22 protein-coding genes are annotated in these 25,537 nt (G+C 72.2%); 8 read left to right on the forward strand and 14 right to left on the reverse strand.

Annotation, left to right across the window (positions count from 1 at the left end; translation table 11 throughout):
• Position 1: 1 nt before the first annotated feature.
• The 6 genes from AMA02S_RS30720 to AMA02S_RS30745 all read right to left on the reverse strand — a co-directional run bounded on the left by AMA02S_RS30720 (position 2) and on the right by AMA02S_RS30745 (position 6,645).
• Positions 2-1,801 (reverse strand): CocE/NonD family hydrolase, encoded by a 1,800-nt coding sequence (locus tag AMA02S_RS30720; protein WP_067465158.1) that lies wholly within the window; start codon positions 1,799-1,801, stop codon positions 2-4.
• Positions 1,788-3,122: an amino acid permease gene (locus tag AMA02S_RS30725; protein WP_169806918.1), complete on the reverse strand. Its 1,335-nt coding sequence runs from the start codon at positions 3,120-3,122 to the stop codon at positions 1,788-1,790. Before AMA02S_RS30725 ends, AMA02S_RS30720 begins: the two co-directional genes overlap by 14 nt.
• A 168-nt stretch (positions 3,123-3,290) precedes the next feature.
• Positions 3,291-4,079, reverse strand: a complete 789-nt coding sequence (locus AMA02S_RS30730) for an enoyl-CoA hydratase/isomerase family protein (protein ID WP_067465164.1) — start codon at positions 4,077-4,079, stop codon at positions 3,291-3,293.
• Positions 4,076-5,656, reverse strand: a complete 1,581-nt coding sequence (locus tag AMA02S_RS30735; RefSeq protein WP_084265758.1) for an AMP-binding protein — start codon at positions 5,654-5,656, stop codon at positions 4,076-4,078. The genes AMA02S_RS30730 and AMA02S_RS30735 overlap by 4 nt, the downstream gene beginning before the upstream one ends.
• Entirely contained in the window at positions 5,653-6,282 is a 630-nt protein-coding gene (locus tag AMA02S_RS30740) for a TetR/AcrR family transcriptional regulator (RefSeq protein ID WP_067465167.1), read from the reverse strand. The genes AMA02S_RS30735 and AMA02S_RS30740 overlap by 4 nt, the downstream gene beginning before the upstream one ends.
• A gap of 9 nt (positions 6,283-6,291) precedes the next feature.
• Positions 6,292-6,645: a response regulator transcription factor gene (locus tag AMA02S_RS30745; RefSeq protein ID WP_067465170.1), complete on the reverse strand. Its 354-nt coding sequence runs from the start codon at positions 6,643-6,645 to the stop codon at positions 6,292-6,294.
• Positions 6,646-6,729: 84 nt separating this feature from the next.
• On the opposite strand from AMA02S_RS30745, the gene AMA02S_RS30750 reads away from it, so the two are divergent.
• Positions 6,730-7,914 carry a serine hydrolase domain-containing protein gene (locus AMA02S_RS30750; protein ID WP_084265759.1) on the forward strand — a complete coding sequence of 395 codons (1,185 nt, stop codon included), beginning with the start codon at positions 6,730-6,732 and terminating at the stop codon, positions 7,912-7,914.
• An 88-nt stretch (positions 7,915-8,002) separates the two neighbouring features.
• Here AMA02S_RS30750 and AMA02S_RS30755 read toward each other — a convergent pair whose 3' ends face one another.
• Positions 8,003-8,245 (reverse strand): hypothetical protein, encoded by a 243-nt coding sequence (locus AMA02S_RS30755; RefSeq protein WP_067465182.1) that lies wholly within the window; start codon positions 8,243-8,245, stop codon positions 8,003-8,005.
• Positions 8,245-8,472 (reverse strand): hypothetical protein, encoded by a 228-nt coding sequence (locus AMA02S_RS30760; protein WP_067465185.1) that lies wholly within the window; start codon positions 8,470-8,472, stop codon positions 8,245-8,247. The genes AMA02S_RS30755 and AMA02S_RS30760 overlap by 1 nt, the downstream gene beginning before the upstream one ends.
• A gap of 251 nt (positions 8,473-8,723) precedes the next feature.
• Between AMA02S_RS30760 and AMA02S_RS30765 the strand changes: the two genes are divergently transcribed.
• Positions 8,724-10,058 carry a tetratricopeptide repeat protein gene (locus AMA02S_RS30765; protein ID WP_084265760.1) on the forward strand — a complete coding sequence of 445 codons (1,335 nt, stop codon included), beginning with the start codon at positions 8,724-8,726 and terminating at the stop codon, positions 10,056-10,058.
• Between the two features lie 60 nt (positions 10,059-10,118).
• Here the strand turns inward: AMA02S_RS30765 and AMA02S_RS30770 are convergent, their stop codons facing one another.
• Positions 10,119-10,937 carry an undecaprenyl-diphosphate phosphatase gene (locus tag AMA02S_RS30770; protein WP_067465191.1) on the reverse strand — a complete coding sequence of 273 codons (819 nt, stop codon included), beginning with the start codon at positions 10,935-10,937 and terminating at the stop codon, positions 10,119-10,121.
• Positions 10,938-11,212: 275 nt separating this feature from the next.
• Between AMA02S_RS30770 and AMA02S_RS30775 the strand changes: the two genes are divergently transcribed.
• Both AMA02S_RS30775 and AMA02S_RS30780 read left to right on the forward strand, forming a co-directional pair.
• Entirely contained in the window at positions 11,213-12,166 is a 954-nt protein-coding gene (locus tag AMA02S_RS30775) for an aldo/keto reductase (RefSeq protein ID WP_067465194.1), read from the forward strand.
• A gap of 58 nt (positions 12,167-12,224) precedes the next feature.
• Positions 12,225-14,174: a helix-hairpin-helix domain-containing protein gene (locus AMA02S_RS30780; protein ID WP_245667904.1), complete on the forward strand. Its 1,950-nt coding sequence runs from the start codon at positions 12,225-12,227 to the stop codon at positions 14,172-14,174.
• Positions 14,175-14,484: 310 nt separating this feature from the next.
• Here AMA02S_RS30780 and fabI read toward each other — a convergent pair whose 3' ends face one another.
• Positions 14,485-15,273 carry an enoyl-ACP reductase FabI gene (gene fabI, locus AMA02S_RS30785; RefSeq protein WP_067465197.1) on the reverse strand — a complete coding sequence of 263 codons (789 nt, stop codon included), beginning with the start codon at positions 15,271-15,273 and terminating at the stop codon, positions 14,485-14,487.
• A gap of 4 nt (positions 15,274-15,277) precedes the next feature.
• Positions 15,278-15,982 (reverse strand): beta-ketoacyl-ACP reductase, encoded by a 705-nt coding sequence (locus tag AMA02S_RS30790; RefSeq protein ID WP_067465200.1) that lies wholly within the window; start codon positions 15,980-15,982, stop codon positions 15,278-15,280.
• Between the two features lie 143 nt (positions 15,983-16,125).
• Between AMA02S_RS30790 and AMA02S_RS30795 the strand changes: the two genes are divergently transcribed.
• Both AMA02S_RS30795 and AMA02S_RS30800 read left to right on the forward strand, forming a co-directional pair.
• Positions 16,126-17,625, forward strand: a complete 1,500-nt coding sequence (locus AMA02S_RS30795; RefSeq protein WP_067465674.1) for a TldD/PmbA family protein — start codon at positions 16,126-16,128, stop codon at positions 17,623-17,625.
• A gap of 5 nt (positions 17,626-17,630) precedes the next feature.
• Positions 17,631-19,004 (forward strand): metallopeptidase TldD-related protein, encoded by a 1,374-nt coding sequence (locus tag AMA02S_RS30800; protein ID WP_067465676.1) that lies wholly within the window; start codon positions 17,631-17,633, stop codon positions 19,002-19,004.
• Between the two features lie 76 nt (positions 19,005-19,080).
• On the opposite strand, the gene AMA02S_RS30805 is transcribed toward AMA02S_RS30800, so the two are convergent.
• Positions 19,081-19,293, reverse strand: coding sequence for a dodecin (locus AMA02S_RS30805; protein WP_067465203.1), 213 nt, complete (start codon positions 19,291-19,293; stop codon positions 19,081-19,083).
• Positions 19,294-19,306: 13 nt separating this feature from the next.
• Here AMA02S_RS30805 and AMA02S_RS30810 point away from each other — a divergent pair, with 13 nt between their 5' ends.
• Positions 19,307-19,708, forward strand: coding sequence for a DUF3099 domain-containing protein (locus AMA02S_RS30810; RefSeq protein ID WP_281181938.1), 402 nt, complete (start codon positions 19,307-19,309; stop codon positions 19,706-19,708).
• 520 nt (positions 19,709-20,228) lie between these two features.
• Positions 20,229-21,380: an acyl-CoA dehydrogenase family protein gene (locus AMA02S_RS30815; protein WP_067465209.1), complete on the forward strand. Its 1,152-nt coding sequence runs from the start codon at positions 20,229-20,231 to the stop codon at positions 21,378-21,380.
• Positions 21,381-21,405: 25 nt separating this feature from the next.
• On the opposite strand, the gene AMA02S_RS30820 is transcribed toward AMA02S_RS30815, so the two are convergent.
• Together AMA02S_RS30820 and icmF are read right to left on the reverse strand one after the other, a co-directional pair.
• Positions 21,406-22,236, reverse strand: coding sequence for a helical backbone metal receptor (locus AMA02S_RS30820; protein ID WP_067465212.1), 831 nt, complete (start codon positions 22,234-22,236; stop codon positions 21,406-21,408).
• On the reverse strand, positions 22,233-25,451 hold the full coding sequence (icmF, locus tag AMA02S_RS30825; RefSeq protein ID WP_067465678.1) for a fused isobutyryl-CoA mutase/GTPase IcmF: 3,219 nt from the start codon (positions 25,449-25,451) through the stop codon (positions 22,233-22,235). Before icmF ends, AMA02S_RS30820 begins: the two co-directional genes overlap by 4 nt.
• Between the last annotated feature and the right edge of the window lie 86 nt (positions 25,452-25,537).

Here is a 25,537-nt window from a genome sequence, read left to right on the forward strand (position 1 = left end):
GTCAGCGGGCCACGGGCAGGATGACCTGCGATGCCTCCCGGACGATGGTGAACTGGGTGGCCGATCCGGGCGCGGCCGGGATGCTGTGCGCGTCGGCCCCGGCGATCGCGATGCGGATCCGATGGCCCGCCTTGAACAGCACCGATGTCGAGAGGAGCCCGATGGTGACGTCGGCCGGCACGTTCGGGGTCATGGGACGGGCGTCCCGGCGGGCGAAGGTCCGGGGGACGCGGACGGCGGCGTCCCCGCGGCCCCGGGCGGTCGCGGCCCGGTTCGACAGCCGCAGGACACCCTCGGTGACGTAGGTGACCTTGCCGTCGGGGGCGACGTCCTCCAGGTAGACGTGCAGGTCGGCGTCCGGGCGGTCGATCGCCAGCCTGAGTGCGACCTCCGGCATCCCGGTGACGCGCAGGTCCCGGCGCGTCGGCGCGGTGGTGTAGGTGAGCAGGCGCCGGTCGGCGGCGCGGCGGTCGGGGTAGACGACGTCGTCCTCGGTGAGGTTGGTGTTCCAGCGACTCCCCGGGCCCGTGGTGGCGTTCGGGTCGATCTCGTGGTGGTCGCGGCCGGCGGACCGGACGGTGGTCAGGGCCCCGCCAGGCGCGGGGTGCCAGGTACGGCGTGTGGTCCCGGTGGGCGGCCAGACGGTGGTGGTGCGCCAGCGGTTCTCGGCGAGGGTGAAGTAGCGGACGCTCTTGGCCCGCGTGCGGGTGGCCCGCTTCACGTGCTCGTCGAAGAACGCGACCAGCTCCGTGAACTGCTCCCCTTGCGTGGGCGCCACCGGCGTCGCCTGGGGCTTGAACGGGTCGGCGTCGTGGGAGGCGCCGTGGTTCCAGGGGCCGAGCACGACCTGCTGGGGGTTGCCGAAGCGCAGGAAACGGGAGAGCGCGCCGTTCGCGGTGGCCGCGTCCAGCCATCCGGCGGGGACGAGGAGCGGGACGCGGGAGCGGGAGATCTGCTTGCGGTAGGTCGCGGTGGCCATTCCGAGCCAGGAGAACCCCTGGACGCGGTCGTCGCGGTAGGGGGCCTTCGGCATGACCTGGGCGAGGTCGAGGTTGCGTTGGTGCTCGCGCTGTGCGGCGGCGGCCAGGGCGGGTCCGGTGGGGCCGTCCACCGGACGCGGCCGGCCGAACTCGGCGGCGAACTCCTCGCACGGGACGTTCTGCTGGGCGGCCAGCTCGCAGACGGCCCCGTCGATGCCGTCCAGCGCCCGGTTGGCCAGCAGCCAGTCGTAGATGATCCTCATCTCCGCGCCGCCGGGCCGCACCAGGTCTTCGTAGGGGTCGTAGTCGTTGAACCGGGGTGAGGCCGCGGTGAGGTGCGGGTTGGCCAGGCGCACCGTCAGCTCGGCGGTGTCGCCCTCGTAGGAGCCGCCGTAGATGCCGACGCGGCCGGTCGACCAGGGCTGCGCGGCGATCCAGTCCAGGATCCGGCCGTAGTCGGCGATCTCGGCGTCCGACAGTTCGGTGGTGCGGTCGCCGAACGACGCGCCGGTCCCGCGGGCGTCGACCAGCACCAGCGCGTATCCCGCGGCGGCCCAGCGGGCGGCCTCACCGTTGCCGGACGGGTCGCGGGGATCGCCGTCGGAGGCTCTCCAGTAGCGGGTGGTGCGCAGCGCGGTCGGGACGCGGCCGCGGCGTGCCTGGGGCGGCAGCCAGACGTCCACGGCGAGGCGCGTTCCGTCCCCCCTCACGTACAGGGAGCGGAACGCCGGCCGGTCGTCGGTCCCGGCGGTGGCCGGGGAGCCGAGGACCGATACGGACAGGACGCTGAGCGCGGCGGCGGTGAGCTTACGCAACGGCATCGGTGGTCTCCTTACGTCGTGACTTGATCTCGTAGGCCAGCAGGGTGCCGCCGACGGCCACGGCTACCGCGGCGACGACCGGCAGCGCGTCGGCGGAGGAGGCGACGGCGGCGAACGCCAGCACGAGCAGCGCCACCACGACGCGGCTCAGCCAGGGGAAGCCCCACATCCGCAGCCGGAGCAGCTCGGGCGACTCCGCCTCCATGCGGCGGCGCAGCCGCAGCTGGCTGAGCGCCACGAAGACGTAGAGCACCAGGACCAGCAGCCCGGCGGTGTTGATCAGCAGGTCGAAGGCGTCGTCGCCGGCCGCGGACGCGGCGGTCATCAGGAGCAGGGCGAGGACGGCGCCGCCGAGCAGCGCGGGCGCGGGCACCCCGGACGCGCGCACCCGGGCCGCCGCCGCCGGGGCGTCGCCGCGGACGGCCATCGCGCCGAGGACGCGTGAGGCCGCGTACAGCGCGGCGTTCATCACCGACAGGACCGCGACCAGGATGACCCAGGTCATCAGGGTCGCCGCGCCGGGGACGCCGAGTTCGGCGATGGCGGTGGCGAACGGGCTGTCGGTGCCGTTGGCCGGGACGCGGTTCCACGGCACGACCGCCAGGATGACCAGCACCGAGCCGACGTAGAAGATCAGCACCCGCCAGACGACCCGCAGGGTGGCCCGCGCGACCTCCTTGGCCGGTTCGGCCGACTCGGCCGCCGCGATGGTGACGATCTCCGCGCCGAAGTAGGAGAACAGCACGGTGACCAGGGCGGTGAGGACCGCACCCCAGCCCTTGGGGGCGAAACCGCCGTGGTCGGTCAGCGCGGCGAGGCCGGTGCCCGCGCCGTCGGAGGGCCACAGGCCGAGCACGTACAGCGTCCCGGCGCCGAGGAACGCCACGATCAGCGCGATCTTGGCCGAGGCCAGCCAGAACTCGGTCTCGCCGAACAGCCGCACCGAGACCAGGTTGGCGGCGGTGAGCGCCGCCAGCAGCGCGACCGCCGTCGGCAGCACGGGGACGCCGCTGGACAGGGAGTGCAGCAGCTTGGCGCCGGCCACGCCCTCGAACGCGACCGCGACGACCGCGAACAGCCAGTAGCACCAGCCCACCAGGAACCCGGCGCGCGGGCCGAGGGCGGTGCGGGCGTAGTCGGCGAACGAGCCCGCCGACGGCCGCGCGGCGGCCATCTCGCCGAGCATCCGCATCACCAGGATGACGATCAGGCCGCCGAGGACGTAGGCGACCAGCGCCGCCGGGCCGGTGTCGGCGATCACCTTGCCGCTGCTGACGAACAGCCCGGCGCTGATGACGCCGCCGAGTCCGATCATGGTCATGTGCCGTCGTTTGAGTCCGCGGTGGAGCGATCCCCCGCTGTCGTGCCCGGTCATGGCGTTCGGCTCCCTGCTGTTTTCGGGTAGGGGAGGTCAGGGGCCCGGCCCGGGGCCGGGCCCCGTTGATCGCGGGGGGGCGGGACGGGCGGCTCGCGGGCCGCCGCGGGGCGGTCAGTCGCCGTGGTAGACGGCGGGGCGCCGTTCGGTGAAGGACCGGACGCCTTCGAGGACGTCCCGGCCGCGCAGGCAGGTCAGCAGCCCTTCGGTCTCCAGGTCGAGCACCTCCTCCAGGTCCAGCTCCCAGACCCGCTGCATGGCCTGCTTGATCAGGCGGATCGGTGTGGGAGCGGCGGCGGAGACGCGTTCGGCCAGCTCCAGCGCGGCGTCGAGCAGATCGGCGTCGGGGACCAGCCGGCTGACCAGCCCGGCACGGTACGCCTCGGCGGCGCCGAGGGTCTCGCCGGACAGCAGCAGGTCCACCGCTCGGCCGTGACCGACCAGGCGGGGCAGCGAGTACAGCACCCCGTTGCTCGGGAAAAGGCCGCGGTGCACCTCCTTGAAGGCGAACGAGGCGGCGCGGCCGGCCAGCCGCAGGTCGCTGGCGATGGCCAGTTCCACGCCGACGCCGACCGCGATCCCGTTGACCGCCGAGATGATCACCTTGGGGTGGCCGGTGAAGCGGCGGGTGAGGTCCTGGAGCGCGGCGGTCTGCTCGACCAGGTCGGCGTCGGACCCGGCGGCCAGCTGCGCGCCGGCCTCCTTCAGGTCGGTGCCGGCCGAGAAGGCGCGGCCGGTGCCGGTGAGCACCACCGCGCCCACCGCGTCGTCGCGGGCGGCCTCGTCCAGAGCGGCGACCAGTTCGCCGTAGGTGCGCCGCCGGAAGGCGTTGAGCACCTCGGGCCGGTCGAAGGCGACCACCAGGGCCGAGCCGGCGCGGCGGACCCGCAGATCGGTGCTCATCGGGTTTCCTCCCGGAGGTCGTAGCCGCCGCCCGGCGCGGTGGGCAGCAGGTGCTTGGCGATGCGTTCGGAGGGCGTCATCGGGAACGCCTCGACGAACTCCACGTACCGCGGTGTCTTGAAGTCGGCCAGCCGCGCGCGGACGTAGGCCACCAGTTCGTGCGGCTCGACGGGTTCGGCGGCCTGCACGAACGCCTTGACCTCCTCGCCGAGCAGTTCGTCGGGTACCGGGACGACGGCGGCGGCGCGCACGGCCGGATGGCCGGTCAAGACCGCCTCCACCTCGACTGCGGCGATGTTCTCGCCGCCGCGCCTGATCATCTCCTTGAGCCGTCCGACCAGGTGGTAGTGACCGCGAGCGTCCCGGTAACCGAGATCGCCCATGGGATACCAGCCGTCGCGCAGCAGCGGCTCGTCGCGGTTCCAGTAGCCGGTCAGCATCGGCTCGCCGCGCACCACGATCTCGCCGACCTCGCCGTCGGCGGCGTCGGCCCCGTCCTCGCGGACGACCTTGGCCTGCTTGCCGGGGACGGGACGTCCCATCGCGCCGGTGCCGACGCAGGCGGTGTCCTCGGGCCGGACGGTCAGCACGACGCCCGCCTCGGTGCTGCCGTACGCCTCCCGCCAGGGCGCGCCCCAGCGCTCCTCGATGGCGGCGTGCACGGCGGGCGTGATCCCCGAGCACAGGACGAGCCGGACACGGTGCGCCCGGTCGAGTTCGGGGTCGGGCGGCTGTTTGAGCAGCAGCAGCGGCATCGTCCCGAGGACGTAGAAGAAGGTCACGCCGTGGTCGCGGACCGACGGCCAGAAGCCCGAGGCGGAGAACCGCGGCAGGATCACCAGCGGGATGCCGGTCAGCAGGCACAGCACCGTGTTCCATTGCGGGTCCATGTAGTAGAACGGCTGCGCGGTCAGGTCCACGTCGTCCCGCGTCACGGCGGCGACGTCGGCGGCGAGCTCGGCCAGGTGGAGCCAGTAGCGGTGGGTCAGCATGCAGCCCTTGGGGAACCCGGTCGTCCCCGAGGTGTACTGGAGGTTGACCAGGTCGTCCCAGCCGACGCCGGGCAGGTCGGGAACGCCGGACGCGGCGGCCAGCTCGGCGCCCGCGTCGAAGGCGGCCCCGACGGGTTCGGGAGCGGGTCCCGCGTCGCTGGGGTCGAGCAGCCCGACCTCGCCGAAGCCCAGCGCCAGCAGCGACTTCGCGGCCGCGGCCGAGCCCGCCAGGGCAAGCCCGGCGCCGGAGTCCCCGACGATGTGGGCGAGGTCGGCGCTGCGGTAGCCGGGGTTCAGCGGGACGATCACCGCGCCGAGCTTGGCGATCGCCAGCCAGGCGACGGGGAAGCCGACGCCGTTGGTGAGCATCACCGCGACCCGGTCGCCGCGGCGGACGCCGTGCCCGGCCAGCACCTCCGCCAGCCGGTTGGCACGGTCCTCGACCTGCGCGACGGTGGTCTCCACACCCGCGAAGCGGAACAGCACCCGGTCGCCGGCGGTCTCGGCGCGGGCGCGCAGCAACCCGCCCAGGCCTCCCGCGACGTGCTCGGCCCGGCTCCGGCCGGACGGCGGCGCGGCGGTCATGCCCGCCGCCGGGTCGCCAGGTCGAACATCGTCACCAGCTCGGTGGCGCAGTCGGCGAGGTCGATGGCCTCCTCGTCGAAGACCCACTGGAGCATCACGCCGTCGATCGCGCCCTGGACGGTGGCGGCCAGCGTGCCCGGCGAGAAGTCGCGGAAGTCGCCGCTGTCCTGACCGCGGCGCAGGATGCCCTCCAGGTGGTGGCGGCACGGGTCGTACATGTCGGCGTTGAAACGACGCTTGGCCTCCGGCGACCCGAAGCTGCCCCAGATGTCCACCAGCGTGACGAAGTTGGTGCGGTTGGCCGCCATGAACTCGAAGCTGGCCTCGATGAAGGCGCGCAGCCGGCGCGGGGCGTCCGGTGCCCGGTCCACCCGGTCCTTGATGAACCGGTTGGTCTCGGCGAACAGGGCGTTGATGACCTGCTCGATCAGCTCGTCCTTGCCGGCGAAGTGATAGGAGATCACGCCCTTGCTGACGCCGACGTCCTGGGCGATCCGGGCCAGCGACGCCTGCGGCAGCCCGGCGCTGGCGATGGTGCCGATGGCGCCCTCCACGATCTGCCGCCGCCGGGCCTCCTCGATGAACGAGGTCTTCTTCTGGCCGTCCTGATCAATTTTTGACCGCATGGCCAGAATTCAAGCTCGGGGGCCACCACGAGGCAAGCCCTGACCGGCGACTGTGCGGTTTCCCCCACCCGGCGCGGCCCACTGTCCAGCCCGGCCGTTCGCCGCGAGGTAGCGCAGCACCGCCAGGACCCGGCGGTTGCCGGCCGCCGACGCGGGCAGCCCGAGTTTGGCGAACACCGCGGTGACATGCTTCTCGACGGCACTCAGCGACACGTACATCTGGTCGGCGATGCCGGTGTTGGACCAGCCCTCGGCCATCAGGGCGAGCACCTCGCGCTCCCGGGGGAGCAGGGAGTCGCCCCAGCCAGCGTCGTCGCTGCCGGCGTCGTCGCTGCCGGAATCGTCGCTGCCGGAGTCGGGCATGGCGGCACCTCCTCGGTGCGGGAAACCGCAGGATTCGCGCGGACCTCTTGTCTCAACTCATACCACCTGGATTGAATTCTGGTCATGCGGTTAAAAAATAGTCTTCAGGGCCAGAGAGTAAGGATCGTCGGTGCCATCCTGGCGGGCGCGGTACTCGGCGGCGGCCTCGCCGTCCCGGCCTCGGCCCGGACGGCGCCCGTCCCCGCCGTGAGCCGAACCGTCACGGACGTGCGGCTCCGCTGCCTGCTGGACGGCGTCGTCGCGCCGCCCGTGCCCGGCGCGATCCTCACCGTGACCGGACCCGGCCGGAGCTTCAACGGCGCGGCCGGCGTCTACGTCCTGGGCGGGCGGGCCCTGCGCACCGCCGACGCCTTCCGAACCGCCAGCGTCACCAAGACCATGACCGCCACCGTCGCGCTCCGGCTCGCCGAGCGCGGCGAGCTGCGCCTGGACGCCCCCATCGGCCGCTATCTGGACCCGGCGCTGGTCGCGCGCATCCCGTACGGCTCGCGGATCACCGTCCGGCAACTCCTGGAGCACACCGCCGGGGTCTACGACTACGTGGAGAACGAGGAATGGTTCCAGTACGTCCTCGACCACCCGTACAAGACCTGGAAACCGCGGGAACTAGTGGACTGGGCACTGCGATCGGGCAAGCCCTACTTCGCTCCCGCCCAGGGCTACCACTACTCCGATACCGGCTACGTCCTGGCGGGACTCGTCATCGAGAAGGCCGCCCGCGAGCCGTTGCACCGGTTGTACCGGTCGCTGCTGCTACGGCCGCTGAAGATGGACCGCACTTATCTCGAATGGTGGGAGGGGCACCGCGGCCCACGCGCCCACAACTACCTCGGCGACCGCGACACCTACGACTACAACCCGACGTTCGACACGTTCGGCGGGGGCGGCCTGGTCTCCACGGGCACCGACCTCAACCGGTTCATGCGCGGGCTGTTCGAGGGCCGGGTCTTCCAGCGTCCGGCGACGCTCCACGCGATGTTGCGCCCCAGCCCGCAGAGCATCAAGGCCGGCGAGTCGTACGGACTGGGCCTCGCCCGGACGACCGTGGGAGGCGAGACCGCCTACGGGCACGGCGGCTTCTTCGGCGCGTTCCAGTTCTACGTGCCGAAGAAGCGTGTCGCGGTCACCGGCACCCTCACCCAGGCGCAGCCGGTGGCCGGGCGGCAATGGAACCAGTTCGTCCAGGACGCCCTCCTGGCGAGCATCGGCAAGCCGCCTGCAGGTCCCTGCGGGAGTCAGACCGGCTGACAGGAGCGGCGGAAAAGCAGCGGGCCGCGCCGGAATGACGCGGCCCTCTACGGTCTGACGCCGTGACGCGAACATGGCCGGGGTGACCTCACCAGCCGACGTGGACGAGCAGCCGCCGCACCTCGACGGCGAGCGCGCCCTCGGTACCGGCCTCCACCAGCCGGGCCCCGCACCGCGCCCACGGCCACGGCACGACCGCGAACCAATGCCCGGTCGCCCGCCCGTACCAGTACTGGATGCCCTCAGGCACGCGGACGTCCGGCGCCGGCGCCGCCTGCCGTGCCACCAGAGCCGCCACCGCCGTGTCGACAGGAGCCTGCGACCAGGTCATCACAACGACCCCCCAGCGTGCTCGCGCAGCAGGTCGCGCAACCCCTCGGCGGTGTCGGCGTCAAAGGTGGCGCCCTCGACGCGGGACAGATCCTCGCTGACAAGGGTCACCCGGGTCGCCCACCAGCGCCCGGTATCGGTGGTGTGGATGATGCTCCACTCACCGAACTCCGCACGCAACGCGGCCTTCTCCGCGTCCGCGTCCGCCGACGGCGGTACCGTGCCCATAGGCCGGACCTCCCTTCCGGTCAGGCCCCGGAACTCCCGGGCGTTCGCGCGCCGGGCCGGGGTCGCTTCTGTTGTGCGGGCCCGCCCGGTTCTCAATGCCGCGCCGGGACAAGCCCTCCGATCCCAGTGAATCCATGACGCACAGTGCGCGGATAGTTCACGATGGGTGACGACGAGACGGTGGGCGAGCGTGGGGGGTGCTCCGTGTCCCCTGCTCCCCTCCCCCGGGCTGCCCCAGAAGGGTGTGCGACATGAGCGAGGACTTCCGTCCCGAATGGGCCGTCAGGCTGGAAACCGAACGCGGGTCACGTGGCTGGGGAAAATGGGACATGGCCCGGCGGCTCTACACTGCGGTGGGTATCCAGGAACCCACCACCCTCCAGGTCAAGGGTCTCGCCCGCCAGGTCGCCCGCTGGGAGTCGGGCAGGCATTTCCCGAGGGACTGGGCAGGCGCCTACGCCTCCGCGTTCAATGTCGAACCGGACGTCCTCTTTCCACCCCAACCGATGACACAAAAATCGCAGAGCACCCCGATAGGTAGAGTGGGCCAGAGCCCTTCTGCCGACGGTGGGGACGATGCCGTGAAACGCCGTGCACTCCTCGAACTCGTCACCGCGCTCGGCGCGGGCGCAGCGCTGCCGACCGACGCGTTGTCCACCGTCCTGTCCGGCATTGAAGAGGCACTGTCCGAACGGGCGGACGTCGACGTGAACCACTGGCAGGACTGCGCATGGGAGCACTCGCGCGCCATCTGGGTCGAGCCGACCGGTGCACTGGTCGGCGACCTGGCCGCGGATATTCTCGCGCTCGGCACAGCCCTGCGGCGGGAGAGCCGGTGGCTGGCACGGCAGAAACTGCTGCGATCCAGCGCCGAGATCAGTGCCTATATGGCCCAGGAACTGTCCGACATGGGACGCATTCGCGGCGCACGCCGCTGCTTCCAGACCGCGATCCGCGCAGCGGACGAATCGGAGGATTGCGGCCTGGCCACCTGGGTCCGTGCGTACCATGCCGCCCGCGCCGCCTGGGAGGGGCGGGATTCGACGGCCGTAGCCCGGCTGATCGATGATGCCCTGAAAAATGCGGGAGGCACGCCCAGCGTTGGACTAGCGACCGCGCTTCAGACCCGGGCGGAGGTGCTCGCCGACCAGGGCGACGCGGATGGAGCCGAGGAAGCCCTAGTCGAGCTGCGGCGCGTCCACGCTGCCCTTCCTGACCAGGTAACCGCGGACCATATTTCGCCCCGCGGCTGGCCGGAGGACTATTTGCGATTCAGCGAATCCTTCGTCTACTCGGTGCTCGGGAAAACAGCGCAGGCGAAGGCGGCGATCGACCAGGGCCTGCAACTGCTGCCGCCGGAGCGGAGCGGCACGCGGGTGAACCTCAAGCTCATGCGTTCGCTGAGCCTCGTGCACGAGCACGAGACCTCGGATGGGCTGGATTCCGCCATCGAGAGCATGCAGGCCATGCCGAACAGCACCGCCCGCCGCCGCATCGCCAACGAGATCATCAGGGCTTTGCCGGACGAGCGGGCCCGGGCGCTTCCCGCCGCTCGGGAACTGCGCGCCCTGACCGCCGGAGTCTGACCGCCCGCTCGTCCTGAGGACGCGAACGCCGCACTCGGGCCCGGGGTGCTGCGCTCGCGGTCAGGTGGCGGAGATGGTTCCCGCGGCGAGCAGGCCGAGCAGGATGCCGCCGAGCGCGACGCGGTAGTACACGAACACCATCATCGAATGGCGGGTGAGGAACTTCAGCAGCCAGGCGATGCACGCGTACCCGACGACGAACGACACGAGCGTGGCGACCACCGTGGGGACCAGTTGGAGCGATCCGTCGAACGCCTTGCGCATCTCGAACGCCCCCGACAGGACGACGGCCGGGATCGACAGCAGGAAGGAATACCGCGCGGCGGCCTCCCGCGTGTACCCGAGGAACAGCGCACCGGTCATGGTGGACCCCGACCGCGACGAGCCGGGGATCAGCGACAGGCACTGGAAGGCGCCGATCAGCAGGCCGTCGCGCATGTTGAGGTCGGCGACCTCGCGCTTCCTGATGCCGGCCCACTCGGCCACCATCAGCAGCAGGCCCATCACGATCAGCGAGGTGGAGTTGATCCACAGGTTGCGGGCCGGCTCCTCGATGAAGTCCTTGAACGCCAGCCCGCACACCGAGATCGGGATGGTGCCGAGGCCGATGTACCAGCCCATCCGCGCGTCCTGATGGGGACGCAGGTCGGGCGTCCACAGGCTCTTGGTCCAGGTGGTGAGGATGCGGACGAGGTCGCGCCAGAAGTAGATGATGACGGCGGCCATCGTGCCGAGCTGGATCACGGCGGTGAAGGGCGCACCCGGGTCGTCCCAGTTGAGCAGCTTGGGCACGAACAACAGGTGACCCGAGCTGGAGATCGGCAGGAACTCGGTGAGTCCCTGGACGATTCCGAGCACGGTCGCTTCCACGACGTTCACAGGCGGCGCGTCCCCTCCCAGAGTGCGAGATGGGCCACGGCGCCCGATCCCCTAGGAAGGGTAGCGGCCGGACGCCGGCGCGGGGGGCAGGCCGGGACGGCCGGCCCCGATTCCCTACTTTTCACCTGCACAAATGCCACACCTGGCCACGATCGAGCCCCCTCCCGGACATCTTCCGCTCATGTTCTGGTCACCCGCCCGGCGGCGGGGAGGGGGTGGTCACGGGTGGTGACCGCCGGGAGGGCCGTCCGCGATGACCGCTAGATTTACCGCCTATGAAGGAGCGTCACCTCGGGCGGAGCGGACTGCTGGTGTCCCGGCTGGGCCTCGGCACGATGACCTGGGGGCAGGACACCGCGCCGGACGAGGCGGCGGCGCAGCTCGTCGCGTTCGTGGAGGCCGGGGGCACGCTGGTGGACACCGCCGACGTCTACAGCGACGGCGACAGCGAGCGGATCCTCGGGCACCTGCTGCGCGAGTTGGTGGACCGTGACGGTCTCGTCGTCGCCACCAAGGCCGCGATCAGACCGAACGGCCGCTACGACGGCTCCCGCCGGCACCTGCTGCGCGCGCTGGACGCGTCCCTCGACCGGATGGACCTCGACCACGTCGACCTGTGGCAGCTGCACGTGTACGACCCGGCGACGCCACTGGAGGAGACGCTGTCGGCGCTGGACGAGGCGGTCGCCTCCGGCCGGACCCGCTACGTCGGCGTGTCGAACTACGCGGGCTGGCAGGTGTCCAAGGCCGCCGCCTGGCAGAAGTCCTGGCCGGGCCGCGCCCCAGTGGTGTCGGCGCAGCTGGAGTACTCGCTGCTGCGCCGCGACATCGAGCGGGAGGTCGTCCCGGCCGTGCTGGACGCGGGGGCGGGGCTGCTGCCCTGGTCGCCGCTCGGGCGGGGCGTCCTCACCGGCAAGTACCGCACCGGCATCCCCGTCGGGTCGCGGGCCGCCGCGCCGCACTTCTCCGACTTCGTCCAGCCGTACCTGGACGAGGAGTGCGCCCGGATCGTGGAGTCGGTGGTGACCGCCGCGGAGGGCCTTGGCGCGTCCCCGCTCGGCGTGGCGCTGGCGTGGGTCCGCGACCGGCCCGGGGTCGCCGCTCCGATCGTGGGCGCCCGGACGGCCGCGCAGCTCACCGCCATCCTGGAGGCCGACGAGCTGACCCTCCCCGGCGAGATCCGCGACGCGCTGGACGACGTGTCCGACATGTCACCGGCGCATCCATGACCGCATCCGTGACCAGCCCGGCCGTCCGTGGCACGCTCAGGACGGTCCACTGCCAACCGTGACCACCCGCGACGGGAAGCCCGTGACCGACTCCCACACCGAACCGCACCACGACAGCAGGCCCCACGACACCGACCCCTCCGGCAACGCGCCGGCCGAGCGCGCGGCGCGCGCCGCGGAGGTCATGCGCGCGGCTACGCAGGCCGCTCAGGCCGCCGACGCCGAGCGTGGCGCGCGGCCCGCTCCGCCGCGTCCCCCCGAGGCGGCGCCGGACGCCCGTGAAGGGCTCGCCGCCCTCACCGAACTGTTCGCCGAGACGGGCGTCCCGGCGCCGTTCGCGGCCCGCGCGGCGGCCCGGCTGGGCCCGGGCGCCGCGGCCCTGCTGCGCGCCGACCCGTGGCGGCTGCTGCGCATCCCCGGCGTCCTGCCCCGGCAGGCCGACCACTTCGCCCAGCGGCTGCTGGGGCAGGACGCGCGCCCCGAGGACCTTCGGCGGGGCCGCGCCCTGGTCGCGCATCTGTTGACCGAGGCGGCCCGCGAAGGGCACACGATCACCCCGGCCGGGGACGTGACCACCGCGCTGGAGCGCCTACAGGTCCGCGATCCACGTGCGGCCGTCGAGGCCGCATTGGACGAGGCGGACGTGCTGGTGCTCACCGAGGAGCCCGAGTTCGACCCCGACGGGGAGGACTTCGAGGAGGACGCCGACGTCCCCGAGCCGGAGGAGACGCTCGGCCTGGCCCGGTGGGCGCTGGCCGAGGAGACCGCGGCCGAGGGCTTCCAGCGGCTGACGCTCACCGCGACGCCACTGCTGGAGGACGACGCCGTCAGGGAACTGCGCGCCGGGCTGCCCGAGGATCGCTCCCTCGCCCTCACCGCCGCGCTCCGCACCGGCGTCAGCGTCCTGCGCGGGGCGCCCGGCGACGTCGAGCGCACCGCCCTGGACATCGCCTCGGCCGCCGCGGGCCGGGGCGTCCGCGCCGCCGTCGTCACCCCCACCGACCGGGCCGCCGCCGACCTGACCGCCGATGCGGGCGAGGGTCCCCCGGTCACGAGCCTGCACCGGCTGCTGGAGCCCCAGGACGCCCCGTCCGCGGCACCGGGCGCCGTCATGTTCGGGCGCGGCGAGCAGCGGCCCTTCGAGCTGGACCTGATCCTGGTCACCGACGCGTCCACGTTCGACGTCGAGTTGTGCGCGGTGCTGGCCGAGGCGTGCGCTGACGGCACCCACCTCGTCCTGTGCGCGCAGGTGGGCGCGCCGCCGCCGGCCGGACCTGGCCGCCCGTTGGACGACCTGGAGGCGTCCGAGACCGTCCCGGTCGTCGTGCTGGACACCGCGCCGCCGGACGGGCCCCTCGGCGCGCTCACCGCGGCGGTGCGGGACGGCGAGCTGGTCGCGGTGGAGGCACCCGGCCGGGAGGTCGTGATCGTCCCGGCGGCCGACGCCGCAGAGGCGGTGCACCGCGCCGTCCAGCTCCTGACAGACTCGATCCCGCGCGCGCTCGGCATCCCGCCGGAGGACGTCCAGGTCGTCGCGTCCACCGCGGGCGGCGAGGCGGGCGCGACGGCCCTGAACGCGGCGTTCAAGGCCCGGCTGAACCCCGGCCCGGGCAAGTTCGCCGGGATGGACCCGGGTGACCGCGTCGTGGTCGCCGTGCCCCTCCCCCAGGCGGCCGTCGGCGAGACCGGCGTGGTGCTCGGCGGCGGCGCGCACGGGCTGGACGTCGAGTTCGCCGGGGGGATGGCGACCCTCGCGCCCGCGGAGGCGTCCCGGCTGCGGCACGGCTGGGCCGTGACGGTCGCCCACGGGCGCGGGACGCCCCGCCCGGCCGTGGTCGCGGTGATGTCCCCCGAGGGGCTGTCACGGCCGCTGGTGGCCGCGGCCTTCGGGCTCGCGCGGCGGCACCTGTCGGTCGTCCAGGCCGCCGGTCCGGCGCTGGCGCGCGCCGTCCGGGAGACGGGCGTGCCTGAGCGGCGCACCCAGCTGGCGAGGCTCGTGGTGCAGTGAAGCCGGTGGTGCGGCAGCGCTGGTGGAGGGGCTGCGGCCCGTCCACGCGCCGAGCGGCGGAGGCGCGCCGGCGAGCCTGCCCCCGCCCCGCTGGCCGCCTCCGACCCGCACGGCGGCCCGGCGGGAGACGGCCCGCAGACGCGCCTCATCTCCCCCGTGGCGGCCTCCCGGCACGAGGGCGACCAAATACCCTGGGTCGCCGCCGCGGCAGGCGTAGCGGGAGCCGTGACCGCCCTCAACATCAGCGTCGCGGGCCCCGCCCCCCGCCGCCGCCCTCGCCCCTGACCGGCCCGGTCTGCGTTGAGGGGGACTAGGCGTACGCGCCGCCGATGGCGTGCAGGCCGCCGTCGACGTGGATGATCTCGCCGGTGGTGGCGGGGAACCAGTCCGACAGCAGCGCCACGCAGGCGCGGGCGGTGGGCTCGCTGTCCTTGAGGTCCCAGCCGAGCGGGGCGGTCTGTGGCCACATGTCCGTCAGTCCCTCGAAGCCGGGGATGCTCTTGGCGGCCATCGTGGCGAGCGGTCCCGCGGCGACCAGGTTGCAGCGGATCCCCTGCGGGCCGAGGTACTTGGCGAGGTAGCGCGAGCACGACTCCAGCCCGGCCTTGGCCACGCCCATCCAGTCGTACACCGGCCACGCCTTGCTGGCGTCGAAGTCCAGGCCGACGACCGAGCCGCCGTCCTTCATCAGCGGCAGGCACGCCATCGTCAGCGACTTCAGCGAGTACGTGGAGGCATGGACGGCGGTCGCCACGTCCTCCCACGGCGTGTCGAGGAAGTTGCCGCCGAGCGCGGTCTGCGGCGCGAACGCGATCGCGTGCACGACGCCGTCCAGACGGTCGAAGCCGTGGCCGCGCAGCGCGTCGGCCAGACCGTCGAGCTGCTCGACGCTGGTCACGTCCAGCTCCAGCACCGGCGGCGGGTCGTCCGGGCCGGACGGCAGCCGCTTGGCGGTGCGCTGGGTGAGGGTCGGACGCGGGTAGGCGGTCAGCGCCACGCGGGCGCCCTGCTCCTGCGCCACCCGCGCGATGTGGAAGCCGATCGACTTGTCGGTCAGGACGCCGGTGACCAGGATCTGCTTGCCTTCGAGAATTCCCATGACCTCAGTGCCCCATCCCCAGGCCGCCGTCCACCGGGATCACGGCCCCGGTGATGTAGGCGGCGTCCTCGCTCGCCACGAACCGCACGGCCTTGGCGACCTCCTCGGGCCGCGCGATGCGGCCCAGCGGGATCGCCGCCGTGATCGACTTCTGCTGGTCCTCGGTCAGCACCGCGGTCATGTCGGTGTCGACGAACCCGGGCGCGACCACGTTCACCGTGATGCCCCGGGAGCCGATCTCGCGGGCCAGCGACCGCGCGAACCCGACCATGCCGGCCTTGGACGCGGCGTAGTTCGCCTGCCCCGGCGAGCCGAGCAGGCCCACCACCGACGACACCAGCACGATCCGGCCGGTGCGCTTGCGCATCATGCCCTTCACGCCGCGCTTGGCGACCCGGAACGCGCCCGTCAGGTTCGTGTCCAGGACGGACGTGAACGCCTCCTCGCTCATGATCGCCAGGAGGGTGTCCTTGGTGATCCCGGCGTTGGCCACGAGCACCTCGACGGGGCCGTGCTCGGCCTCGACCTTGCCGAACGCCGCGTCCACGTCCACGGAGCTCGTCACGTCGCACCGCACGCCGAACAACCCCTCGGGGGGCTCCCCGGACCGGTAGGTGACGGCGACCGCGTCACCCCCGGCGGCCAGCTCGCGGGCGATGGCCAGGCCGATGCCCCGGTTACCGCCGGTCACGAGGACAGAGCGACTCATCACGACCCTCTCGTTGGCTTCTGCGACGACAGCAAGGGACATTAGCGGCCCGCCATCGGGAAGAGGATGTGCCGACCCGACAAGATCCGCTCACCTGGGTTTGTTCGGGCCGTTCCGCAGGTGCGAGGGGTAGGTTGCTGAAGGTGCATGACATCGATCCCGCCTTTACCGCGCTCCCCTTGCGCGCACTGGCCGACGCGGCGCTGAGCCGGGCCCGGGAGCTGGGCGCGCAGCACGCCGACTTCCGCCTGGAGCGCATCCGCAGCCAGACCCTCCGCCTCGCCGACGCGGCCCTGGAGACCGCCCTGGACGCCGATGACGTGGGCCTGTCGGTCCGCGTCGTCAAGGACGGCACCTGGGGCTTCGCCGCCGGCATCGACCTGACGCCCGCCGGCGCCGCCCGCGTCGCCGCCCAGGCCGTCGAGGTCGCCGCCGTCGCCAGTGCCGTCAACCGCGAGCCCATCGAGCTGGCGCCCGAACCCGTCCACGGCGAACGGACGTGGGTCTCGGCCTACGAGACCGATCCGTTCGAGGTGCCGACCGGGGACAAGGTCGCGCTGCTGGCCGGTTGGAGCCGCCGGCTGCTCGCCGACGACCGCGTCGACCACGTGGACGCCACCCTCCTCCAGGTCAAGGAGAACAAGTTCTTCGCCGACCTCGCCGGGACCGTCACCACCCAGCAGCGCGTCCGGTTGCATCCCGTCGTCAACGCCGTGGGCATCGCCGACGGCGGGTTCGACACCATGCGCACCCTCGCGCCGCCCGCCGGGTACGGGTGGGAGTGGCTGACCGGCACCCACTGGGACTGGGACGGCGAACTGGCCCGTATCCCCGAGCTGCTCGCCGAGAAGCTCGCGGCGCCCTCCGTCGAGGGGGGACGCTACGACGTCGTCGTCGATCCCTCCAACCTGTGGCTGACCATCCACGAGTCGATCGGGCACGCCACCGAGCTGGACCGCGCGCTCGGCTACGAGGCCGCCTACGCGGGCACCTCCTTCGCCACGCCCGACAAGCTCGGCACGCTGCAGTACGGGTCCGAGGTCATGAACGTCACCGGGGACCGCACCGCCGAGCACGGCCTCGCGACCATCGGCTACGACGACGAGGGCGTGCAGACCCAGTCGTTCGACATCGTCTCCGGCGGCCTGTTCACCGGCTACCAGACCGACCGGCGCATCGCCCGCCTCACCGGCGCCGACCGCTCCAACGGATGCGCGTTCGCCGACTCCTCGGCCAGCATGCCGATCCAGCGGATGGCGAACGTCTCGCTGCGCCCCGCCGAGGACGGGCCGTCCATCGACGAGCTGATCTCCGGCGTGGAGCGCGGCATCTACATCGTCGGCGACAAGAGCTGGTCGATCGACATGCAGCGGCACAACTTCCAGTTCACGGGGCAGCGTTTCTACCGGATCGAGAACGGTCGCCTGGCCGGGCAACTCCGCGACGTCGCCTACCAGGCCAGCACCACCGAGTTCTGGAACTCCATGGAGGCCGTCGGCGGCCCGCAGACGTACGTGCTGGGCGGCGCGTTCAACTGCGGCAAGGGCCAGCCGGGGCAGATCGCGCCGGTCAGCCACGGCTGCCCGGCGGCGCTGTTTCGCGGCGTCAACATCCTCAACGCGCTGAAGGAGGCCGGCCAGTGAGCACGATCAGGCCGCAGGACGCCGTCGAGCGGGCCCTCGCCCTGTCGCGCACGGACGGCTGCGTCGTCATCGCCGACGAGTCCGGGACCGCGAACCTGCGCTGGGCGGGCAACACCCTGACCACCAACGGTGTCACCCGCTCCAGCCGCCTCACCGTCATCGCGCTGCGCGAGACCGGGGACGGTGTCGCCGCGGGCGTGGTGTCGAGGGCCGCCGTCGACGCCGACGGCATCGAGGAACTGGTCCGCGCGGCCGAGGCCGACGCCGCCGCCAACGAGCCCGCCGAGGACGCCGCGCCGCTGGTCACCGAGGGCCCGGCTGGCGGCTGGGACGACGGCCCCGCCGAGACCGGCATCGGCGTCTTCGAGGGCGTCGCGCCCGCGCTCGGCGAGGCGTTCGCCGAGGCGGAGGCCGCCGACCGGCGGCTGTACGGGTTCGCCAACCACATGGTGACCTCCACGTTCCTCGGCAACTCCGCCGGGCTGCGGCTCCGGCACGACCAGCCGACCGGGCTGCTGGAGCTCAACGCCAAGGGGGCCGGCGGGTCCGCCTGGTCGGGGGTGTCCACCCGCGACTTCGCCGACGTGGACGTGCGCGCCCTCACCGGCGACCTGACACGGCGGCTCGGGTGGGGCGAGCGGCGCGTCGACCTGCCCGCCGGGCGGTACGAGACGATCCTGCCGCCCACCGCGGTCGCCGACCTGATGATCTGCCTGTACTGGTCGGCGGGCGCCCGCGACGCCCAGGACGGCCGGACGGTCTTCAGCGCCCCCGGCGGCGGCACCCGCGTCGGGCAGGAACTGGCGAGCCTGCCCGTCACGCTGTCCAGCGACCCGGCCGCGCCGGGCCTGGAGTGCGCCCCGTTCGTGATCGCGCACGCCTCCAGCCGCGAGTCGTCGGTGTTCGACAACGGTCTCGGCCTCGGCGCCACCGACTGGATCCGCGACGGGGCGCTCACCTCGCTCACCCAGACCCGGCATTCGGCGCAGCGGACCGGGCTGCCGCTCACCCCGCCCGCCGACAACCTGATCATGGCGGGGCCGGAGGGCGGCGCCTCCCTGGAGGACATGGTCGCCCGGACCGAGCGCGGGCTGCTGCTGACGTGCCTGTGGTACATCCGGGAGGTCGATCCGCAGCGCCTGCTGCTGACCGGCCTCACCCGCGACGGCGTGTTCCTGGTGGAGGACGGCGAGGTCGTCGGAGCCGTGAACAACTTCCGGTTCAACGAGAGCCCGGTGGATCTGCTGTCGCGCCTCGCCGAGGTCGGCAGAACCGGCAGGACCCTCCCCCGCGAGTGGTCGGACTACTTCACCCGCGCCGCGATGCCGCCGCTCCGCGTCGCCGACTTCAACATGTCGACGGTCTCCCAGGCGTCCTGAGAGCCCGCCCGGGGCCGCCGATGTCGGCGGCCCCGGCGGGCCACGCCTCTGCCGTCCGCCGGGCGGGGAGCGCGTCTCAGTCGTCCTCCAGGCGGAATCCGAGCTTCAGGCCGACCTGGTAGTGGGCGACCTCTCCGTCCTCGATCTGGCCCCGGACCTCCGTCACCTCGAACCAGTCCAGGTGCCGCAGCGTCTGCGCGGCACGCCTGATCCCGTTGCGGATGGCGGAGTCGACGGACTCGGGCGAGGTCCCCACGATCTCGGTCACCCGATATGTGCGATCGGTCATCGCGTTCCTCCCGATGTCGTGGCGACCTGCTGTCGCCTGCCGGACTCCATGGGCTTACCGTGGAATCGTGAAGGTCAATCCCCGCCGGAGACCCGAGACCGAGGTCTACACGGTCACGGACGCGCCGCGCCCGATGTCGGAGGACATCGGGCACCGGCAGCGGCGCTACCTGGTGTCCATGGGCATCCGAACGGTTTGCTTCATCGGCGCCGTCCTGGCCGCCGTGGCGGGCGCCCCGCTGTGGCTCGTGGGCATTCTCATCGCCGGCGCCCTCTTCCTGCCGTACGTGAGTGTGATCTTTGCGAACGGTGGCCGCGAACCGGTTCCTTCCGCCCGGTTCGAAGAACCCGCCGGTGATCCCACAAGGACCGCACAGAAGCCGGTTTCCGGACAACGACCGGAAATCGGGTCGTGACATTCTCTTGACTAACCGCGGGGGGTTTCGGTGTACGATTTGTACCGGCGCTCTGGTCCCCCGTCGGAGCGCCCGTGCCGGTGTTCCGGGCCCCCGTCGGAACACCGATGATGCGGCGCCGGGTGGATTGCCCCCGTATCCACCCGGCGCCGCTTTTCATGTCCGGGGGTTTTCCTTGACCGGCCCGCAGGTCGCCCTTGACCCCGGCCGTGGAGGCCACGCACATCCGCTGAGAATTGCATAGACCCAACCTTGGCCTGGTCCGGCCACAAGCCGAAACTCGTCCCCGCCGAACCATTCCCGCCGCGACGCGTCGCCCGACAGACGGCGAGTCAAGAACGTTCCGCCTTGCGGGACCTTCGGCCCGTGACGTCCGGCCGAGATCCGAGCCAACGCCCGTCCCACCCGCGGTGGCCGGGCTCTTCGCCGCGGCCACGGCTTCGACCTGGACGTTTGTTACTAGAATAAGATTCGAGTTACGTTAGCGTTCGGAAGGTTCCGCATCCGGAAGGGGCACCGCGTGCGCCGCACCCTGTTCAACGAGGACCACGAGGCGTTCCGGGAGACGATCCGGGCCTTCATCGCCGCCGAGGTCGCCCCCGTCTTCGGCGAGTGGGAGGACGCGGGCCACCCGCCGCGCGCCTTCTACAACCAGCTCGGCGAGCTCGGCGTCCTCGGCGTCCAGGTCCCCGAGGAGTACGGCGGCGCGGGCGAGACGAGCTTCAAGTACCAGGCGGTGATCTCCGAGGAGTGCGCCCGCGCGGGCGTGAGCTTCGGCGGCTACGGCGTGCACGTCAACCTGGTGCTGCCCTACCTGCTCAAGTACGGGTCGCCCGAGCAGAAGAAGCGCTGGCTGCCGCCGTTCGTGTCCGGCGACATGATGACGGCCATCGCGATGACCGAGCCCGGCACCGGCTCCGACCTGGCCGGGATGCGCACCACCGCGAGAGCGGACGGCGACCACTACGTCCTGAACGGCGCCAAGACGTTCATCACCGGCGGCGTCCTCGCCGACCGGGTCCTCGTGGTGGCCCGCACGTCCCCCGCCACGCCCGAGGACCGCCGCGCGGGCCTGTCCATCCTCGCGGTCGACACCGCCAGCGAGGGCTACGCGGTCGGGCGCAAGCTCGAGAAGATCGGGCTGCGCAGCTCCGACACCGCCGAGCTGTCGTTCACCGACGTCCGGGTCCCCGCCGAGGACCTGCTCGGCGAGGAGGGCCGCGGGTTCGAGTACCTCACCCACAACCTGGCCGAGGAGCGGCTCGGCATCGCCACCGCCTCCTACGCCTCCGCCGCCGCGGCGGTCGAGTTCGCCCGCAGGTACGTCCAGGACAGGACGGTCTTCGGCAAAACCGTCTCCTCGTTCCAGAACACCAAGTTCGTCCTCGCCGAGTGCGCCACCGAGGTGGAGGCCGCCCGGTCCCTGGTGGACCGGGCGATCGAGGCGCTGGACGCCGGAGAGCTCACCTCCGCCGACGCGGCCATCGCCAAGCTGTTCTGCACCGAGGTCCAGGCCCGCGTGGTCGACAAATGCCTCCAGCTGCACGGCGGCTACGGCTACATCCTGGAGTACCCGATCGCGCGGCTGTACGCCGACGCCCGCGTCGCCCGGATCTACGGCGGCACCAGCGAGGTGCTCAAGACGATCATCGCCAAGGACATCCAGGTCTGAGCGCCCGCCCGGCGGCGCCCCGCCTTCAGCCGGCCCGGTACCGGCGGGCGGCCGACAACTGACGGGTGAGCACGGACGGGGCGTCCACGAGCGATGGGCCGTACCAGGTGAGGTACCGGCCGTCGACGAGCGCCGCGTCCAGGCCCGGGAACGCCTCCGGGCCGTCGTCGGCGCTGAACCGGTAGGGCTCGTCGGGCAGGACGGCCAGGCCGGCGCCCGCCGCGTTCAGTTCCGCCAGCGGGATCTTCGGGTAGCGGTCCGGGTGACCCGCGTAGACGTTCGCGACGCCCAGCCGCGCCAGCACGTCGCCGGTGAAGGTGTCGCGACCGACGACCATCCACGGCCGCCGCCAGATCGGGATGACGGCCGCGCGCGGGCCGTCCGGCCAGATCGGCGCGGTGCGCGCCCAGACGCGGTCCGCCTCGTCCAGCCAGGCGGGCGCCGGGACGCGGCAGGCCTCGGTCAGCATCCGGCGCAGGGACGGCAGGGCCTCGTCCACGGTGCGGATCTCGGTCATCCAGACCGGGACGCCGGTGGCCCGCAGCGCCTCGACGTCGGCGGGCCGGTTCTCCTCGGTGTTGCCGAGGACGACGTCGGGCCGCAGCTCGGCGATCCGCTCCAGGTCGGGGTTCTTGGTGCCCCGGACGCGCGGCACGTCCAGGTCCGCCGGATGGGTGCACCAGTCCGTGGCCCCGGCGAGCAGCCCCGGGGCGGCGTCCGCGACGGTCTCGGTCAGCGACGGGACGAGCGAGACGACCCGGCGGACCCGGTCCGGGACGGGGACCGGCGCGCCGGTGTCGTCCCGGACCGTGCCGTCCCGGACCGTGCCGGTTCTGCCGGTGGGGGCACGCGTCATACGTTGCGCCGGTACTGGCCGCCGACCTCGAAGAACGCGTCGGTGATCTGCTGGAGGCTGCACACCCGCGCCGCGTCCATCAGGCCGGCGAACACGTTGCCACCCGAGCCCGCCACGTCCTTGAGCGCGGCGAGGGCGGCCTCCGCGTCGCCGCGGTGCGCGTCCTGGTAGCCGCGGACCCGGTCGAGCTGCGAGCGCTTCTCCTCCTCGGTCCCGCGCGCCAGCTCGATCGTCTCGGGCGTGCCGTCGTGGGCGACGGGGCTGCGGAAGGTGTTGACACCGACGATCGGCAGGGAGCCGTCGTGCTTGCGCTGCTCGTAGAGCATCGACTCGTCCTGGATGCGGCCGCGCTGGTAGCCGGTCTCCATGGCGCCAAGCACGCCGCCGCGCTCGCTGATGCGGTCGAACTCCGACAGCACCGCCTCCTCGACCAGATCGGTCAGCTCGTCGATGATGAACGACCCCTGGAGCGGGTTCTCGTTCATCGCCAACCCCCATTCGCGGTTGATGATCAGCTGGATCGCGAGGGCCCGCCGGACGGACTCGGCGGTGGGAGTGGTGACGGCCTCGTCATAGGCGTTGGTGTGCAGGCTGTTGCAGTTGTCATAGATGGCGATGAGCGCCTGGAGCGTCGTGCGGATGTCGTTGAAGTGCATCTCCTGCGCGTGCAGGGAGCGCCCGGAGGTCTGCACGTGGTACTTCAGCTTCTGGCTGCGCTCGTTGGCGCCGTACCGGTCGCGCATGGCCACGGCCCAGATACGGCGGGCGACGCGTCCGAGCACGTTGTACTCCGGGTCCATGCCGTTGGAGAAGAAGAACGACAGGTTGGGCGCGAAGTCGTTCACGTCCATGCCACGCGCCAGGTAGGACTCGACGTAGGTGAACCCGTTCGCGAGCGTGAACGCGAGCTGGCTGATGGGATTCGCCCCGGCCTCGGCGATGTGGTAGCCGGAGATCGACACCGAGTAGAAGTTGCGGACGGCGTTGGCGATGAACCACTCCTGGATATCGCCCATCATCCGCAACGAGAACTCGGTGGAGAAGATGCAGGTGTTCTGCCCCTGGTCCTCTTTCAGGATGTCGGCCTGGACGGTTCCGCGCACGGTCGACAACACGCGCGCGCGGACCTGCCCGGCCTCCTCGGCGGACGGGTCACGCCCGTGTTCCTCGCGGAACGCGTCCATCCCCTGATCGATGGCGGTGTTGAGGAAGAACGCCAGGATCGTCGGCGCCGGCCCGTTGATGGTCATCGACACCGACGTGGTGGGCGAGGACAGGTCGAACCCGTCGTACAGCGCCTTCATGTCGTCCAGCGTCGCGATAGACACCCCGGACGTGCCGACCTTGCCGTACACGTCCGGACGCTCGTCCGGGTCACGGCCGTACAGCGTGACCGAGTCGAACGCGGTGGACAGGCGGGTCGCTGGCTGGCCCTCGGACAGGAGCTTGAAGCGGCGGTTGGTGCGGAACGGGTCGCCCTCCCCCGCGAACATCCGCGCCGGGTCCTCGTTGTCGCGCTTGAAGGGGAACACCCCGCCGGTGAACGGGAACCGCCCGGGCAGGTTCTCCGACCGCAGGAACCTCAGCAACTCCCCGTGGTCGGTGTAACGGGGCAGCGCGACGCGCGGGATCCGGCTGCCCGACAGGGACTCGCGAGTCAGCGGCGTGCGCAGTTCCTTGTCGCGGATACGGACGACCTGCTCGTCCCCCGAGTACGACTCCACGACCGCCGGCCAGCCCTCGACCAGCTCGGCGTCGCGGGGGTTGACGTCCCGGCGGGCCCGCTCCAGCAGCCCTTCGACCTCGGCCGCGTCGGTCAGCTCCGCGCGCACCTCGTCCAGCCGCTGGACGCGCCGGACCGCCTCGACCTGCCGGGCGGTGTCGGCGTGGTACCCGCGCACCGTCTCGGCGATGTCCGACAGGTACCGGACGCGAGCGGGCGGGATGATCGTGGCGGCGCCGGTGGAGGTCTTCGTCACCGCCTCGGGAAGGATGCCGGGCTCCAGATGCAGCCCGTGCTCGCTGAGCAACCCGCCCAGGTGCTGGTAGAGGGCGGTGACGCCGTCGTCGTTGAACGTGGCGGCGCTGGTGCCGTAGACGGGCATCTCCTCGGGCCGCCGACCGAACGCCTCCCTGTTGCGGACCATCTGACGAGCGACGTCGCGCAGCGCGTCGGCGGCGCCGCGCCGCTCGAACTTGTTGATCGCCACCACGTCGGCGAAGTCGAGCATGTCGATCTTCTCCAACTGGGACGCGGCACCGAACTCGGGTGTCATCACGTACAGGGACACATCGACCAGGGGGACGATCGCGGCGTCGCCCTGGCCGATGCCCGGCGTCTCCAGGATCACCAGGTCGTACCCGGCGGCCTTGCAGGCGCCGACGATGTCCTCGATGTTCTCGGGCAGCTCGCGGGCGCCGCGCGTGGCCAGCGAGCGGAAGAAGACGTGGTCGCCGTCCAGGGCGTTCATGCGGATGCGGTCGCCGAGCAGCGCGCCGCCGCCGCGCCGCCGGGTCGGGTCGACGGCCAGCACCGCCACGCGCAGCTTGTCCTGCTGGTCGACGCGCAGGCGCCGCACCAGCTCGTCGGTGAGGGAGGACTTGCCGGAGCCGCCCGTACCGGTGATCCCGAGCACGGGCACGCGCCGCTTCCCGGCCGCCTCGGCGAGCAGGGCGCGATCGGTGTCCGGCAGCTTTCCGGCCTGGAGGCAGGTGATGGCCCGCGCGAGGGCCCGCCGGTCCCCGGCGACCACCCCGTCCACGGGGGCGGGCTCGGCGGCCAGATCCACGTCGCAGTCGCGCACCAGCTCGTTGATCATTCCGGGCAGGCCGAGGCGCTGGCCGTCCTCCGGCGAGAAGATCCGCACCCCCGCGTCCGACAGCCGGGTGATCTCCTCGTGCACGATGACGCCGCCGCCCCCGCCGAACACCTTCACGTGCTCGGCGCCGGCCTCCTTCAGGCTGCGCGACAGGAACTCGAAGTACTCGACGTGCCCGCCCTGGTAGGAGCTGACCGCGACGCCTTGCGCGTCCTCCTCCAGGACGGCGTCGACGACCTCGCGGACCGAGCGGTCGTGGCCCAGGTGCACCACCTCGGCGCCCTGGGACTGCAGGATGCGCCGCATGATGTTGATCGCCGCGTCGTGCCCGTCGAACAGCGCCGCCGCCGTTACGAAGCGCACCGGATGCACCGGCGCGTGGAGTTGCCCCGTCACCGTCTCCACCCCAAACCTTGGACATCCAATATTTGGAAGTTAAAATAGTTTCCGTGCGCGATCCGGTCAAGGACACATACGCTCGG

It is taken from the genome of Actinomadura macra NBRC 14102 (genome assembly GCF_001552215.1).
Lineage (GTDB): Bacteria > Actinomycetota > Actinomycetes > Streptosporangiales > Streptosporangiaceae > Spirillospora > Spirillospora macra.